The following is a 16,194-nucleotide window of genomic DNA, read 5'->3' as shown; positions in this document are numbered from 1 at the left end:
TGGTGGGGCGAGGACTTTTTGGTTACTTTTGGGTCCTTCCAAAAGTGACCCGCTGTAAGAGCGGAACCGATATCAGCGGCTACCGCAGCAATGGATATGTACCCCGACAAACCGCCATCGCAGGCAAGCCAGCTCCCACATTAATCAGGTTTCTTCAGAAGAACTCAGCGCACAGCCTCGAAAAGCCCAGTAGCCCCCATGCCACCACCCACGCACATGGTAACGATGCCATAGCGCAAACCCCGCCGTTGCAGCTCGCGCACCAAGTGCCCCACCTGCCGCGACCCCGTCATGCCAAACGGATGCCCAATCGAAATCGACCCCCCATTCACGTTGTACTTGGCGTTATCAATCCCCAGCCGATTCCGCGCATACAGGCATTGCGACGCAAACGCCTCATTGAGCTCCCACAAATCAATATCCGCCACCTCCAACCCCTTGGCCTTGAGCAACTTGGGCACCGAAAACACCGGGCCAATGCCCATCTCGTCAGGCTCACACCCCGCCACCGTAAACCCACGAAAATACGCCTTGGGCTTAAGCCCCAGCGCCAAAGCTTTATCCAGGCTCATCACCAACGTCATCGAAGCGCCGTCAGACAACTGCGAAGAATTCCCGGCCGTCACCGAACCGTCCTCGGCAAACACCGGCTTCAGCCCTTGCAGACTCGCCAACGTCGTATCAGGGCGATTACAGTCATCGCGATCCACCACCCCCTCAAGCACCTGCACAGCGCCGGTGTTCTTGTCCTCGACCTTGTACTTGACCGCCATCGGCACGATTTCATCGTCGAACAACCCATCAGCCTGAGCCTGGGCCGTGCGCTGCTGACTTTGCAGCGCATACAGGTCCTGCTCTTCACGGCTGACGTTATAGCGGCGCGCCACAATCTCGGCCGTCTGCCCCATCGGGAAGTAGATGCCCGGCACCTGCTCCTTGAGTAACGGGTTAATCAGGTTATCGGTGTTGACGCTCTTCATGGTCAAGCTGATGGACTCAACACCACCGGCGACGATGATGTCGCTGCAACCCGAGGCAATCTGGTTGGCCGCAATGGCGATCGCCTGCAAGCCCGAGGAACAGAAACGGTTGAGGGTCATGCCCGCCACGCCGGTGCCCAATTGCGAGAGCACCGCCACATTGCGCCCGATGTTGTAGCCCTGTGCGCCCTCGTTGGAGCCCGCACCGACAATGCAATCCTCCACCAAGGCCGGGTCGATGCCATTGCGGGCCAGCAGCGCGTTGACGCAATGGGCTGCCATGTCATCCGGGCGAGTCTGGTTGAACTTGCCGCGAAAGGATTTGGCCAGGCCGGTTCGCACGCTGTCGACGATCACTACATCACGCATGGGCTACCTCGATCTTGTCGTTGTTGGGAGATGGATCGAGCATAGATCCAGGCATTCCCAACCGCGACGATCATTCACCCCGGATATGCACACGCATGAGCGCACCGCTTTCTGTGGTAAGCGGGCTTGTTGTGGCAGGTGGGTTTGTCTTGGCAGGTGGGCTTGCTGTAGTGAGCGGGCTTACTGTGGCGAGCGGGCTTGTCGTGGCGAGCGGGCTTGCCCCGCGTTGGGGCGCGAAGCGGCCCTGATCCAGGCGCCGCATTACTCCAGTCAGAACTTGTTGGCAGGTTTTGGGACTGCTCCGCAGCCCAACGCGGGGCAAGCCCGCTCACTACAGTAAGCCCGCTCGCCACAACAAGCCGCTGCACATCCACCTACTTCTTCTTGCCTTTCTTATCGTGCTTGTCGGTCTGTTCGAACGCCTCTTCCAGCGCTCGGTTGATGGTGCGCAGCACCTTGACCCGCGCCCAGCGCTTGTCATTCGCCTCCACCAGGGTCCAGGTGGACATCTCGGTGCTGGTGCGATCGACCATATCGCCCACCGCCGCGCGGTAGTCGTCCCATTTGTCGCGGTTGCGCCAGTCGTCTTCGGTGATCTTGAAACGCTTGAAAGGAATGTTTTCGCGGGATTGGAAGCGTTCCAGTTGAGTCTGCTTGTCGATTGCCAGCCAAAACTTGACCACGATCACACCCGCATCTCGCAGTTGCTCCTCAAAGTCGTTGATCTCGCCATAGGCGCGCATCCAGTCCGTCGGGGTGCAGAAGCCTTCAACGCGCTCTACCAACACGCGGCCGTACCAGGAGCGGTCGAACACGGTGAACATGCCGCGCGCCGGGATTTTCTGCCAGAACCGCCACAAGTAAGGCTGCGCGCGCTCGTCTTCACTCGGCGCGGCAACGGGCACGATGTGGTACTGACGCGGGTCCAGCGCGGCGGCCACGCGACGGATCGCGCCGCCCTTGCCCGCCGCGTCATTGCCTTCAAACACGGTCACTAACGCGTGCTTGCGCATGCGTTTGTCGCGCATCAGTCCGGAGAAGCGCGCCTGCTCGGTGATCAGCTGTTCTTCGTAATCGTCCTTGTCCAGGCGCAAGGTCATGTCGAGGCTGTCGAGCAGGCTCTTTTTGTCCACCGACGCAATCAACGGCGCCGGGTTCATGCCGCTGGCCTTGGCCTTGGAGACTTTCAGGGCATTTTGCAGGCTTTCGAGGAGGATCTTGCCCACGGTGAGGCTGCGGTAATGCGCATCGACGCCTTCGATCACATGCCATGGCGCGTAGTCGCGGCTGGTGCGGCGCAGGATGCGCTCACCGAAATGCACAAACTTGTCGTAGGTCTTGGACTGCTGCCAGTCCAGCGGGCTGATGCGCCAGCTGTGCAGCGGGTCGTCGGCGAGGGCCTTGAGCCGCGCTTTCATCTGTTTTTTGGAGAGGTGAAACCAGAATTTGAAGATCAGCGCGCCTTCATCACAGAGCATTTTTTCCAGGCGCTCGGCGCCAGCGATGGCCTGGTCCAGGCGCGCATCCTTGATCTGCCCGTGTACCCGGCTTTGCAGCATCTGGCTGTACCAGTTGCCGAAAAAAATACCCATGCGGCCCTTGGCCGGCAGTTGCCGCCAGTAGCGCCAGGCCGGAGGGCGCGCCAGTTCTTCGTCGGTTTGCTGATCGAAGGTGCGCACCTCAATCAGGCGCGGGTCCATCCATTCATTCAGTAGCTTGACGGTCTCGCCCTTGCCGGCGCCTTCAATGCCATTGATCAGGATGATCACCGGGAAGCGCTTCTGCTGTTGCAGCTCGTACTGCACCTCCAACAGGGCCTCACGCAGGGCCGGCACTTCAGCTTCGTAGGTGTCTTTGTCGATGGCGTGACCGATTTCGGCGGATTCGAACATGGGCAGCTCCGTTTCAAGATGGATCAAGACTAGCGGATTGGGCAACAACACGCGGGAGGAAATTCCACCCGCGCTTGCCATGGGTCAATTCGTTGCCGGTTGATGGGCTAGAATGACCGCCTTGTTTTTGCCTGCTTCCATATTCAGAGCCGCCCATGACCCCCATCACCCACGCCCAGCTCGACTGGGACGATCAAGGTCGCCCGCACTCGCGGGCCTTCGACGATGTGTATTTTTCCGACACGTCGGGCCTTGAAGAAACCCGTTATGTGTTTCTCGAACAGAACCGTTTGCAAGAGCGCTTCGCGGCCTTGCCGGCGGACGGGCGACTGGTGATCGGCGAGACCGGGTTCGGTACTGGCCTGAATTTTCTGTGCGCCTGGCAACTGTTCGAACAACACGCCGTGGCCGGTGCACGCCTGCATTTTGTGAGCGTTGAAAAATACCCGCTGAGCCACGCCGACCTGCAACGCGCCCTCGCCCTCTGGCCTGAGCTTCAGCCGTTCGCCGAGGCATTGCTGGCGCAGTACCTGGCGATCCACTCAGGCTTTCAGCGCCTGGTGCTGGATAACGGACGCGTGACCCTGACCCTGTTGATCGGCGATGCTCTGGAGCAACTGCCACAGCTGGATGCACAGATTGACGCGTGGTTTCTCGACGGCTTCGCCCCGGCGAAAAACCCCGACATGTGGACCGCCGAGCTGTTTGCCGAACTGGCGCGGCTGGCCGCGCCCGGCTCGACCATCAGCACCTTCACCAGCACCGGCTGGGTGCGCCGCTTGATCAACGCCGCCGGTTTTAAGATGAAGCGCACGCCGGGCATCGGCCACAAATGGGAGATTTTGCGCGGCGAGTTCCTCGGCTGGCCCTCGGAAACCCCCGCGCCACCGGCTGCCAAGCCGTGGTTCGCACGGCCGCCGGTAATTGCCGGCGAGCGCCACGCCATGGTCATCGGCGGCGGCCTCGCCGGTTGCGCCACCGCCGCCAGCCTGGCCGCCCGTGGCTGGCGCGTCAGCCTGCTGGAACGTCACGCGGGCCTGGCCGAGGAAGCCTCGGGCAACCCTCAGGGCGTGCTGTACCTCAAGCTGTCGGCCCACGGCACGGCGTTGTCCCAGCTGATTCTCAGCGGCTTTGGCCACACGCGGCGCCTGCTGGAGCATTTGCACCGAGGCGTCGATTGGGATGGCTGCGGCGTGCTGCAACTGGCGTTCGACGCCAAGGAAGCCCAGCGCCAGGCGCAGCTTGCAGATGCCTTTGCACCGGATTTGCTGCACCTGCTGGACCGCGAACAGGCCCAACAAAGGGCCGGTATTGAACTGGCCCAGGGCGGCCTGTTTTTCCCCGAAGGCGGCTGGGTACACCCGCCTGCGCTGTGCAAGTGGCAGGCACGTCAACCCGGAATCACGGTGCTGAATCATCACGATGTGCTCGACCTGCGCCGCCTCGACGGTCAATGGCAAGCGTGGGACGGCGAACACCTGCTCGCCAGTGCCCCCGTGGTGGTATTGGCAGGGGCCGCCGACATCCAGCGCTTCGCCGACCTGCCCCTCAAACGCATTCGCGGGCAAATCACCCGACTGGCGCAAACCGCGCAAAGCCAGGCCCTGGCGACCGTGGTGTGCGCCGAAGGCTACGTGGCCCCGGCGCGCCTGGGCGAGCACACCCTGGGCGCAAGTTTCGACTTCAAGAACCAGGACCTGACACCCACCGCCACCGAGCACGCCGGCAACCTGGAGATGCTGCGCGAGATTTCCACCGACCTGGCCCACCGCCTGGGGGCCGACGCGATGGCCCCGGAACAACTCGAGGGCCGCGCCGCCTTCCGTTGCACCAGCCCCGACTACTTGCCGATCGTAGGCCCGCTGGCCGAACGAATCGCGTTCGACCAAACCTACGTCGCGCTGCGCAAGGATGCCCGCCAGACCCCACAGGTCGCCTGCCCGTGGCTGGACGGCCTGTACATCAACAGCGGTCACGGCTCGCGCGGCCTGATCACCGCGCCATTGTGTGGCGAACTGCTGGCGGCCTTGCTGAATGATGAGCCGCTGCCGGTGCCCTCCAGCGTGGCCGAAGCCTGCCACCCTAATCGGTTCGCCGTGCGGGCATTGATTCGTGGCACGCGCGGCTCACAGTAACGGCACCGAGCATCCGGCAATGGCCCCGGGTTTGAGGATCTCCACGGTGCGGCGCCTGATCTCAGCGGCGTCCGCCTGCTCCCGCTCTTGCAGGATCACGTTCATCTGCGTGCGGTAGTCACCGTCGGTCAAGGTTTGGCCCTGATCAAACACCGCCTGCATACGTTCCTCGAACGGCTCCGCCAGGCGACCGAGCGGCACGCTATAGGCCTTTTTCAGATAGCCGGCCCACAACGGCAATTCGACCAGATAATCCACCAGTTCGGATGAAAACTCGGCGGCACGCAGCCGAGCCTCGGCGGCGTTCAAATGGTGAGGCGCCACCTCACCCAGGCTTTCGAAACGCATATGTTTGGGTTGGCCCGGCAAATAGAAACGGTCAGCCAGGCCTTTTCGAAAGGCCAGGCTCACCTCCAGCGGGTCGGCACTGGGGTGTGCTTCGCTGTGACTCAGGGCATAGCGCTCAAGTCGGTCGAGCCGAAACAAACCCTTGCTCAAATGCAGGACCTGTTCAGCCGACAGTTGTCCGCCCTCGACAGCTTTCGACGCTTCATGAATATGGGTCAGCACTTCCAGGTTGCTGAAACTCGCGGCAGCGGCGTCGTCGCAGTTGAGCGGCGTGGCCGCACGCTCAAAAATTTCCTTGCGCAAGCCAGTATCGGATTCCACGGCGTCCAGCACCCACCACACACGCCGGCTCATGTCCTCGCGAACTTTCTTGGTATCGGCCACGCCCCCCAGCCCGGCCAGTAACATGAACAACCCATCGGAACCCGATTCCGCCCTGAGCGCATCCCAGGTCGCCTGTCGGGTGGTGACAAGCGGCCCCACGTCCTTCAACCACAACTCTCGCGCTTTTTGCTCGGTGATGCGGGCGACGTCATCCTCTAGAAAGCCCATGCCGATACCGACGCGGGCCCGGTAGTCCCTGAGCAATTGTTTGCTTGAGGTATCCAGGGAATTACCCCAAAGGTTCAGCGCCCGCGCGACATCCCGCGAGGCCGTCGAGAGCCATTGAGGCAACTCTTTGATCATATTGCTGCGCAGGCTCACAACTTCCAGATACGGCGGCCTTCGCAGCCCGACAGGCAGCTCCTGAAGCAAACAGTCGTCCAGAAACAGCAAACGCAATTCCAGCATCCGACTGACCGAAGGGGCATTGAGCAGCGGGTTGTTTTTCAGATCCAATACCCGCAGTTTGGTCGCTCCACCCAACGTCTCGCGGGAGGCTTCGGTCAGTTGCAGCTGGTTGTGGTTCAAATACAGGCGCCGCAACTCGGGCATGTTCGCCGGTATCAGCGGCAGCTCGGTCAACTTATTGTTGGCTAGATCAAGCGTATGCAGGCCCTTGAAGTGTTCAAGAAAGCGTGTGACCCCATTGTTGAGTCCCATGCGCCTGAGCGACAGCTCTCGAACATGACCAAACTCGACTTCGGCAGGCAGCGCAGGCAACTCCCCTGCCAACAGGCCGTCCAGCTTCAACACCGGAACCTGCGCCCCTGACTCATCTACCAACAGTGTTTCGCGTCTCCAGGCACGCTCAATGGCCTTGATAGCCGAAACGCGAGCCTGGCGAAAGTCCTGCCTGGCGGAGGCGCTCATTCCTCGCACGGCAACCTTGTCGTCAGACCACTGCATCAACGCCTGCCGCAACCTCTTGAGTTGGCCTTTCAATCCCTTCACGGCCTTGGCACGCGACACATGATCCGGGCCCAAGCCGTGCAGCAACCGTGCGAGCTGGCTTGAGTCGAGCGTGGGATAAAGTTTTCGCCCGTCGCGCATCAGCGCCGCCGGCAAAACCGGCGGCTCTTGCAGCACTGCTTGAATGCACGCCAAGGCTGGCTTTGGTACCGGGCGCTCGGGCCAGAGGTAACGTGCGAGCGTCTTGCGCTGCATTGCGGCCTTAGCCAGCAGATGGTGGCGCAGGAAGCTGCCACGCTGAGCGCCCGTCAGCTTCAGTGTGCCGCGCTGATAAACCGTCAGCGTATCGGTCAGGGCCTGGTAAAAACCGTCGTCGCCGGTGGCGATATCCCCCAATGCCTTACCCTGCTCATCAAAAGCCCGAACGCCGCGCGCAGACACCACCACCGTCCGGCGTACGGTCGCGTTCGGCGCACCCCGTTGTGCAATCAATTCACCCGCGACCCCATCACGGCGCACCTGCAGTGACATCGCCTGTGGCCATTCGGGCACGCGCGCCAGCAGCCCGACGGCCAGGCGCTGGGTAGCCTCGGTGGCTTGTCGAGGCCAGTACAGCCCACTGAAAGCCTGATCTTCTTCAACGAGTTGCATCACCTCGCGAGCTCGCTGCGCCAGCGCCAGCGGCACTCTCCGCGTGTCACGCAGGCGCACACGCTGTAGGGTCGGCGTGCCGGACAGCAGTTCCCACGCCATCCGAATCGGCAGGTTCGGATAGTGCAACTTGAGCAGGTCATGATCGCCAGGTTCAATCACATCGGCATGCTGATACAGCGCCTCATACACCGTTCGATGGCTGCGTGGCAGTGAAGCGAGCAGGCGTCGTTTGAGCGTGGCCTCAGCCTCGCCGGTTTTTACGCTACCGCCCAACAATGCCTGCTTTTCCTCCGCGTCCAGCGCATCCAGCAAGGTTGGCATCACCTTGCCTTCGGCCAACTGCTGCTCGGTCACAGGAATGCTTAAATCTTCGTAGTCAAAGGGCGCCGTATCGGGGTAGCGCTCAACCAGATTGTCAGCATTGCCCAGCACCTTGAAGAAGCGCCCTGTCGGCCAGCCGGGCATATGCGGCAACGCGTAGATTTGAGTGCGTGACGTGCCGGCATCCAACTGCGGCTGATGCTCGAGCTGCCAGGTCAGATCCCGAACTTTCTGCTCCTGCATAAAACGCATCACTGCATCCCGGAATCGCTCCGGCAATGGCAGGTTTTCCGAAGCCCTGTAACGCAGCTCCGGCAGGGTCAAGTCGCTGATGCTGGCAATTTCCTTCAAACGCTCGTCACTCCACGCGCCCAGGAACGGATGCAAGCGTTTGATGCCGTATGCCAGGTCTTGCCACTCCTCGGGCCGTTCCCATTCAAACCGCCAACCGCCTACGCGGTTGTGCGCGAGCGGCAGACGACCCGCCTCGCTGCGCCGTGGGTGCAGGGCCATCCACTGCCTGGTAGCTGCGTCGAAGGCTATCGCATACACGTCGCCGTCGACCTTGGCGTAAGACTGGCCATGAACCTTATAAACGCCTATTGAGTCAGCTACCGCTGCGGCAATGACACTCGGGAGCTGGCGGTAGGTGGACGACCGACGGCGCCATAACCACGCGCTGTTGTCAGCCCGCTTGATCGCCTCCATGCCATCAAAAAAATCCACAGGCTGGCTGGCCAAACGTTTGGCGGCGCCGAAGACTTTTACCCCCGCCGCAAAAACGGCCATGCCGGCAATGCTTTCAGCCACATTGACCAGATGCCCGAGTGCTTCGGCTTTTTCGTCATGGTTCCAGTCGTCGATGCCCTCGAACACCTCGCCCAGCAACTGGCCAATGCAGACACCCGTCATCAAGGCCCCCACCACCGGCACCAGAAAACCGGCGATGTTGAGCAACGTCAAACCGGCCTCCAGATAGCGCTGCAGACGCAGCCGACGGGCCTCTTCATCCGCTTGCGCGGTGGGCACCGCAAGCTCGAAAGCATCGAGCAGCAACTTGCCGGTACAGACGTTGAAATAGAAACTGGACAGGTTGCCCGTCTCCACCACCGGGTCCATGCGCGCCACTGTGCGGCTCTCGTCGAACCGCTGAAAAAACCCGAGGCGCTCGGATTCGTCCAGGTAGCCGGTAAAAAAAAGCCGATACGATTGCACCTGCAGTTTGAGGGTCAGGTACTGCTTGAAGTCATTCAGCGATGGGTACTCATACCAGGGTCGTACCGGCTCATTGGGCATGTACAGCACCACCGGCCCACTGGAAAACCCATCATCGGCGGCATTGGCCAACACCATCACACCCCATATGCAGGCGTCACCGATGTTCAGCCCTTGCCAGACCAGCGGCTTACCGTGAAACAGCAGATGCTGCACTTGGCCAGCAGGCGCATTCGCCTTGATCAACGCCAGCAACACGCTATAGGTCGGCGCGCTGATATCGCCCTTGGCGTAGGCGATGTGCAGGTCCATTTGCATGTCCATGCAGCGCGATCGTCCCAGGGTCGAAATGGCGGGGTTGTACCCGCGCTCGGTCTCGACCGATTCGCCAGGCGTCGGCAGGTTGAACACCGCCCGCAGATGCTGCTGATAGGCGCTACCGAGGTCCAGTTCGCGGCAATAGTCCACGAACGTTTCAACGCTTAGGCGTGACACGATACCGCGTCCCGTGCGGATGACTGATCCGCCCGGCATCCCGCCGGGCCCGGTCACCGACTGCGCAAAATTCTGCATCGCCGCCTGCAAGAGGCTGTGTTTCTCTATCGTGGTCCGTTCTATCACGGGGCCCACAGGGATAGTCATTCTGTAAGAGTGCCGTGGCACTTCCAGCATGTCGCGCTCGACATCCAGCGAGCCATGGCCCTTGCCCGACAGAAACCTTGTGAGCCGTTCAGCACAAAATGCCTTGAGGGGTTGGACGTTCGCCAGCAGACGCGCCGCCGCTTCCTGCGGCCGCTGGCTGTCGTCATGAGCCTGTTGCAGGGCACGGCGAGTCGCGGTATCGGCGTTAAGCCACCACGTGGGTACGGTGTTTTGCAGCACATGGGCCTTGTCCAGATCGCCAGTGATGTCCAGCAGCAAGGCGGTAACCCTTGGGTGCGTTACCGGCGTGACGATTTGATGTGAAGTCTGGGTTTGGGCCATCAGCAACTTTCCTTATTGCATTGATTAATGGCGCTCAACAATAAGGCCGATCTCGTCGCCAATTGACGCAAATACTGGGGGGTTCAAGGCCCATACCCCGTCACTATTCGCATGTTTACCAGCGTTATTTACCGCCCCTGCCCCCAAGGCCGCGCCAGCTGTGCACGTCCTTTTTGCCCGTCAAGGCCCTTTGCCTTATAACCGATTGTTCTAAAACTCCCATCATAGGCGCGGGTCAGTTTCTGGGTACGCGCCCTCAGGGCGTATTGAGTATTGACCCCTCCCCAACGGAAAAACCGGTAAGGAATTTATGTGCGGATTAGCTGGCGAGTTACGTTTTGATGCCCAACCTGCCGACCTGGCAGCCATTGAGCGCATCACCCATCACCTGGCCCCTCGTGGCCCTGATGCCTGGGGCTTCCATGCCCAAGGGCCGATTGCCTTGGGCCATCGACGCCTGAAAATCATGGACCTGTCGGACGGCTCCGCCCAACCGATGGTCGATTCACAGCTGGGCCTGAGCCTGGCCTTCAACGGTGCGATCTATAATTTTCCGGAATTGCGTGAAGAGCTGGAAGCCCTGGGCTACGCCTTCTATTCCGGCGGTGACACCGAAGTGCTGCTCAAGGGCTATCACGCCTGGGGCGAAGCACTGCTGCCAAAGCTCAACGGTATGTTTGCCTTTGCTATCTGGGAGCGCGATGCACAGCGACTGTTTATTGCCCGCGACCGTCTGGGCGTAAAGCCGCTGTATCTGTCGCGTACCGGTCAGCGCCTGCGCTTCGCCTCGGCATTGCCGGCGCTGCTCAAGGGCGGTGATATCAACCCGATTCTCGACCCGGTCGCGCTTAACCATTATTTGAATTTTCATGCCGTGGTACCTGCGCCGCGCACCTTGCTGGCAGGCATTGAAAAGCTGCCACCGGCCAGCTGGATGCGCATTGATGCCAGCGGCAAGACCGAACAGAAAGTCTGGTGGACCCTGCCCTACGGCCCCCATGACGATGAAAAAAACCTCACTCTGGAAGACTGGACCGACCGCGTGCTCGACAGCACCCGCGAAGCTGTGGCGATCCGCCAACGTGCCGCCGTGGATGTAGGCGTGTTGCTATCCGGCGGTGTCGATTCGAGCATGCTCGTTGGCCTGCTGCGTGAAGTCGGCGTGCAGGATTTGTCGACCTTCTCCATCGGTTTTGAAGACGCCGGTGGCGAGCGCGGCGACGAGTTCCAGTACTCGGACTTGATCGCCAAGCACTACGGCACCCGCCATCACCAACTGCGCATCGCCGAAAGCGAGATCATCGAGCAACTGCCGGCGGCCTTCCGCGCCATGAGCGAGCCGATGGTGAGCCACGACTGCATCGCCTTCTACTTGCTGTCGCGGGAAGTGGCCAAGCACTGCAAAGTGGTGCAGAGCGGCCAGGGCGCCGATGAGTTGTTTGCCGGTTACCACTGGTACCCGCAGGTTGACGGCGCAAGCGACCCGTACGCGGCGTATCGCGATGCGTTTTTCGACCGCAGCTACGACGACTATGCCGCAACCGTCGCACCGAAATGGCTGACCGCCAATGACGCTGCCGGCGACTTCGTCCGCGAGCATTTTGCGATGCCTGGCGCCGATGCAGCCGTGGACAAGGCCTTGCGCCTGGACAGCACTGTGATGCTGGTGGACGACCCGGTCAAACGCGTCGACAACATGACCATGGCCTGGGGTCTGGAAGCGCGTACGCCGTTTCTTGACTATCGCTTGGTGGAACTGTCGGCCCGTGTACCGGGCAAATTCAAACTGCCGGACGGCGGCAAGCAGGTGCTCAAGGAAGCGGCGCGCCGGGTGATTCCGAGTGAAGTCATCGACCGCAAGAAAGGCTATTTCCCGGTGCCGGGCCTCAAGCATTTGCAAGGCGACACCCTGAACTGGGTGCGCGATCTGCTGCTGGACCCGAGCCAGGATCGTGGCCTGTTCAACCCGGCCATGCTCGACCGCCTGCTCACCGACCCACAAGGCCAACTGACGCCGCTGCGCGGCTCCAAGCTGTGGCAACTGGCGGCGCTGAACCTGTGGCTCAGCGAACAAGGAATCTGATTCATGAAACCTAACGCCGCGGCTTACAGCCAACGCTTGCTCAAAGGTCAGGCGCCGACGTATGAGCGCCTGCAAGCCCGCCTGGCTGAAGACGGCAGCCCACTGGCCGCCGAACCGATTGCCGTGCATTGCGGCTGGGGCCGGTTGTTGATCGGCCACACGTTCCCGGACCCGGCGAGCCTGGCTCAGGAACTGCTCAACGAAAAAGCTGGCGAGCGGGACATCGCGTTGTACGTGGCCGCGCCCCAGCAGATTCTGGGGATCGATCCACAACAACTGTTCCTTGACCCCTCCGATACCTTGCGCCTGTGGTTTACCGACTACCGCCCGGCCACGCGCGTGTTTCGTGGCTTTCGGATTCGTCGGGTGCAAACCGAGGCGGATTGGCAGGCGGTCAACCAGCTCTATCAGGGGCGCGGCATGTTGCCGGTTGACGCTGAGCGCCTGACGCCTCGCCATCAAGGCGGCCCGGTGTACTGGCTGGCGGAAGACGAAGACAGCGGTGCGATCATCGGCAGTGTGATGGGCCTTAACCATCAAAAAGCCTTCCACGACCCGGAAAACGGTTGCAGCCTGTGGTGCCTGGCAGTCGACCCGCTGTGTACCCGCCCCGGTGTCGGCGAGGTGCTGGTACGCCATCTGGTAGAGCACTTCATGAGCCGTGGCTTGAGCTACCTCGACCTGTCGGTGCTGCACGATAACCGTCAGGCCAAGGGGCTCTATGCCAAGTTGGGCTTTCGTGCACTGACCACCTTCGCCATCAAACGCAAGAACGGCATCAACCAGCCGCTGTTTCTCGGCCCTGGCCCGCAGGCAGGGTTCAATCCGTATGCACGGATCATTGTTGAAGAAGCGCATCGACGTGGCATTGATGTACAGGTGGACGATGCGGCTGCCGGGCTTTTCACCCTCAGCCATGGTGGCCGACGCGTACGCTGCCGCGAATCCTTGAGCGACCTGACCAGCGCCATCAGCATGACGCTGTGTCAGGACAAGAGCCTGACCCACAAGGTGCTAAAGGCCGCCGGTTTGAAACTGCCGTCGCAGCAACTGGCGGGCAGTGCCGATGACAACCTGGAGTTCCTCGACGAGCACCAGCGCATCGTGGTCAAGCCGCTGGACGGCGAGCAAGGCCAGGGCGTTGCGGTGGACTTACAGACCATCGAAGACGTGCAGGCCGCCGTCGAAACAGCGCGCCAGTTCGACAGCCGGGTGTTGCTGGAAAGCTTTCACGAGGGCCTGGACCTGCGCATTCTAGTGATCGGTTTTGAAGTGGTCGCCGCCGCGATTCGTCGCCCCGCCGAAGTGACGGGTGACGGTCAGCATTCGATTGGCGCGCTGATCGAAGCCCAGAGCCGTCGCCGCCAGGCCGCCACCGATGGCGAGAGCAAGATCCCGCTGGACGCCGAGACCCAGCGCACCCTGCACGCCGCCGGTTTCGACTACAGCAGCATCCTGCCCCGTGGCCAAACCCTCGCCGTGCGCCGTACCGCCAACCTGCACACCGGCGGTTGCCTGGAGGACGTCACCGACATCCTGCACCCCACGCTGGTGGACGCCGCCGTGCGCGCCGCCCGCGCCCTGGACATTCCCATGGTCGGCCTGGACTTGATGGTGCCCGCCGCCGACCAGCCCGAGTATGTGTTTATCGAAGCCAACGAACGGGCTGGGCTGGCCAACCATGAGCCGCAGCCGACTGCCGAAAAATTTGTGGATTTGCTGTTTCCCCATAGTCAGCCGACAGCGTGAGAAACAGGCGGCCCTTAGCGCCGCCATCGCGGGCAAGTCGAAACGTCGCTCCCACAGGTTAAATGCATTCCAGTGTGGGAGCTGGCTTGCCTGCGATGAGGCCATTAATGGCACTACTCCCTACAAGCGATCAGGAGACTTTATGAGCCGAACCATCCCCGAACCGGATCTGAACTACCTGCAAAAAGTTTTGCTGGAAATGCTCGCCATTCCCAGCCCTACCGGTTTCACCGACACCATTGTGCGCTACGTCGCCGAGCGCCTCGAAGAGCTTGGCATCCCCTTTGAAATGACTCGGCGCGGGACCATTCGCGCCACCCTCAAGGGCCAGAAAAACAGCCCTGACCGCGCCGTGTCTGCGCACCTGGACACCATCGGCGCCGCCGTGCGCGCGATCAAGGATAACGGCCGCCTGACCCTGGCGCCGGTGGGCTGCTGGTCCAGCCGTTTTGCCGAAGGCAGCCGGGTCAGCCTGTTTACCGACAATGGCGTGATCCGTGGCAGCGTGTTGCCGTTGATGGCCTCCGGGCACGCGTTCAACACCGCCGTGGATGAAATGCCGGTGAGCTGGGACCACGTGGAATTGCGCCTCGACGCCTACTGCGCCACCCGTGCCGATTGCGATTCCCTGGGCATCAGCATCGGTGACTACGTGGCCTTCGACCCACTGCCCGAATTCACCGAAAGCGGGCACATCAGCGCCCGTCACCTGGATGACAAAGCCGGCGTCGCAGCCCTGCTCGCCGCGCTCAAGGCGATTATCGACAGTGGCGAACCGTTGCTGATCGACTGCCACCCGCTGTTCACCATCACCGAAGAAACCGGCAGCGGTGCCGCCGCCGCCCTGCCGTGGGATGTCAGCGAATTTGTCGGCATCGATATCGCCCCGGTCGCACCCGGCCAGCACTCCAGCGAGCACGCGGTGAGCGTGGCAATGCAGGATTCCGGCGGGCCGTACGACTATCACCTGTCCCGTCACCTGCTACGCCTGGCCTCCGAGAATGAGCTGCCGGTGCGCCGTGACCTGTTTCGCTACTACTTCAGCGATGCGCATTCGGCCGTGACCGCCGGCCATGACATTCGCACGGCCCTGCTGGCGTTTGGCTGCGATGCAACGCATGGCTACGAACGTACGCACATCGACAGCCTGGCCGCGCTCAGCCGCTTGTTGAGCGCCTACATCCTCAGCCCGCCGGTATTCGCCAGCGACGCGCAACCGGCCCAGGGTTCACTGGACCGCTTCAGCCATCAGATCGAGCACGAGACGCAGATGGAGAGCGACACCCGAGTGCCTTCGGTGGACAGCCTGGTCGGTCAGAAGTCCTGACGCTGGCAACAGCTGGTAACAAGGGCCCCGGCGCAGTAGCATCGCCGGGACCCACTACTTGAGGCTTGTATGCTGATTCCCTACGACGCACTTGAAGTCGACACCCTGACCCGCCTGATTGAAGACTTCGTGACGCGCGATGGCACTGACAATGGCGATGACACGCCGCTGGAAACCCGCGTATTGCGCGTGCGCCAGGCGCTGACCAAGGAGCAGGCCCTGATCGTGTTTGACCCCGAAAGCGAGCAATGTCAGTTGATGCTCAAGCATGATGTGCCCAAGCATTTGTTTGACTGAGGGTTTCTAGGCGCTGGTTTGGGGCTCTCTGGCTTGGCGTTCGAGGATCTTTTTGTAGACCTCGGCTCTGTGGACGCTGACGCCTGCCGGGGCCTGAATGCCAAACTTTATCTGAGTGCCATTGAGTTCGAGGATGTGCAGGGTGATGTTATCGCCGATGGAGATGATTTCGCCTACGGTGCGGCTTAAGACCAGCATGGCGGTTGTCCTTTTGGAGTGGCAGGGCCTTGAACATGCGCGCTGGTTGGGGTTCGGGCAATGGCTTGCTCTGAAAACAGGCGGGGACTACGGTGGGGGGTAATTTTGCTGACAGACTTGGGGTGGGGATGGGGATGGGGGGCATATCCGTTGCTGCGGTAACGGCTGGGATTGGTTCCGCTCTTACAGCGGCTCACTTTTGGAAAGACCCAAAAGTAAGCAAAAGGTCTCCGCCCCACCACTCGGCACCTCGCTAAGGCTCGGTGTGCCCGCACTCCGGCTTGAATCCGTGGGCCGCCGTGATGGGCCATCCTTGGCCCAGCACGGCTAACCCGGCGTCCTGCCGGGT

At 61.5% G+C, this 16,194-nt stretch carries 9 protein-coding genes; 5 read left to right on the top strand and 4 right to left on the bottom strand.

The genetic code is table 11. The features are described from left to right. Nucleotides 1-164: 164 nt before the first annotated feature. Together ACP7A2_RS26520 and pap are read right to left on the bottom strand one after the other, a co-directional pair. The gene (locus ACP7A2_RS26520; protein WP_426136754.1) at nucleotides 165-1,349 is read right to left on the bottom strand and encodes a thiolase family protein; all 1,185 of its coding nucleotides are present in this window, start codon (nucleotides 1,347-1,349) and stop codon (nucleotides 165-167) included. 374 nt (nucleotides 1,350-1,723) lie between these two features. Then, nucleotides 1,724-3,241: a polyphosphate:AMP phosphotransferase gene (pap, locus tag ACP7A2_RS26515; protein ID WP_426136753.1), complete on the bottom strand. Its 1,518-nt coding sequence runs from the start codon at nucleotides 3,239-3,241 to the stop codon at nucleotides 1,724-1,726. Nucleotides 3,242-3,396: 155 nt separating this feature from the next. Here pap and mnmC point away from each other — a divergent pair, with 155 nt between their 5' ends. Then, on the top strand, nucleotides 3,397-5,376 hold the full coding sequence (mnmC, locus tag ACP7A2_RS26510; RefSeq protein ID WP_426136751.1) for a bifunctional tRNA (5-methylaminomethyl-2-thiouridine)(34)-methyltransferase MnmD/FAD-dependent 5-carboxymethylaminomethyl-2-thiouridine(34) oxidoreductase MnmC: 1,980 nt from the start codon (nucleotides 3,397-3,399) through the stop codon (nucleotides 5,374-5,376). Here the strand turns inward: mnmC and ACP7A2_RS26505 are convergent. Beyond that, on the bottom strand, nucleotides 5,368-10,191 hold the full coding sequence (locus ACP7A2_RS26505) for an NEL-type E3 ubiquitin ligase domain-containing protein (RefSeq protein ID WP_426136750.1): 4,824 nt from the start codon (nucleotides 10,189-10,191) through the stop codon (nucleotides 5,368-5,370). The two genes, mnmC and ACP7A2_RS26505, sit on opposite strands and share 9 nt — an antisense overlap. Before the next feature lie 310 nt (nucleotides 10,192-10,501). On the opposite strand from ACP7A2_RS26505, the gene ACP7A2_RS26500 reads away from it, so the two are divergent. The 4 genes from ACP7A2_RS26500 to ACP7A2_RS26485 all read left to right on the top strand — a co-directional run bounded on the left by ACP7A2_RS26500 (nucleotide 10,502) and on the right by ACP7A2_RS26485 (nucleotide 15,647). Then, on the top strand, nucleotides 10,502-12,274 hold the full coding sequence (locus ACP7A2_RS26500) for an N-acetylglutaminylglutamine amidotransferase (protein WP_426136749.1): 1,773 nt from the start codon (nucleotides 10,502-10,504) through the stop codon (nucleotides 12,272-12,274). Between the two features lie 3 nt (nucleotides 12,275-12,277). Beyond that, complete coding sequence (ngg, locus tag ACP7A2_RS26495) at nucleotides 12,278-14,023, top strand: N-acetylglutaminylglutamine synthetase (RefSeq protein ID WP_426136748.1); 1,746 nt, start codon at nucleotides 12,278-12,280, stop codon at nucleotides 14,021-14,023. 142 nt (nucleotides 14,024-14,165) lie between these two features. Further along, nucleotides 14,166-15,350, top strand: coding sequence for an osmoprotectant NAGGN system M42 family peptidase (locus ACP7A2_RS26490; RefSeq protein ID WP_375071044.1), 1,185 nt, complete (start codon nucleotides 14,166-14,168; stop codon nucleotides 15,348-15,350). 69 nt (nucleotides 15,351-15,419) lie between these two features. Further along, complete coding sequence (locus ACP7A2_RS26485; protein WP_426136747.1) at nucleotides 15,420-15,647, top strand: YheU family protein; 228 nt, start codon at nucleotides 15,420-15,422, stop codon at nucleotides 15,645-15,647. Between the two features lie 6 nt (nucleotides 15,648-15,653). On the opposite strand, the gene csrA is transcribed toward ACP7A2_RS26485, so the two are convergent. After that, the gene (gene csrA / locus ACP7A2_RS26480; protein WP_426136746.1) at nucleotides 15,654-15,845 is read right to left on the bottom strand and encodes a carbon storage regulator CsrA; all 192 of its coding nucleotides are present in this window, start codon (nucleotides 15,843-15,845) and stop codon (nucleotides 15,654-15,656) included. Between the last annotated feature and the right edge of the window lie 349 nt (nucleotides 15,846-16,194).

The sequence above is a fragment of the Pseudomonas sp. PWP3-1b2 genome, assembly GCF_049896045.1.
Classification (GTDB): Bacteria; Pseudomonadota; Gammaproteobacteria; order Pseudomonadales; family Pseudomonadaceae; genus Aquipseudomonas; species Aquipseudomonas antarctica_B.
The sequence above is the reverse complement of the archived record's forward strand: the minus strand, read 5'-3'. Positions and strand labels throughout refer to the sequence as shown.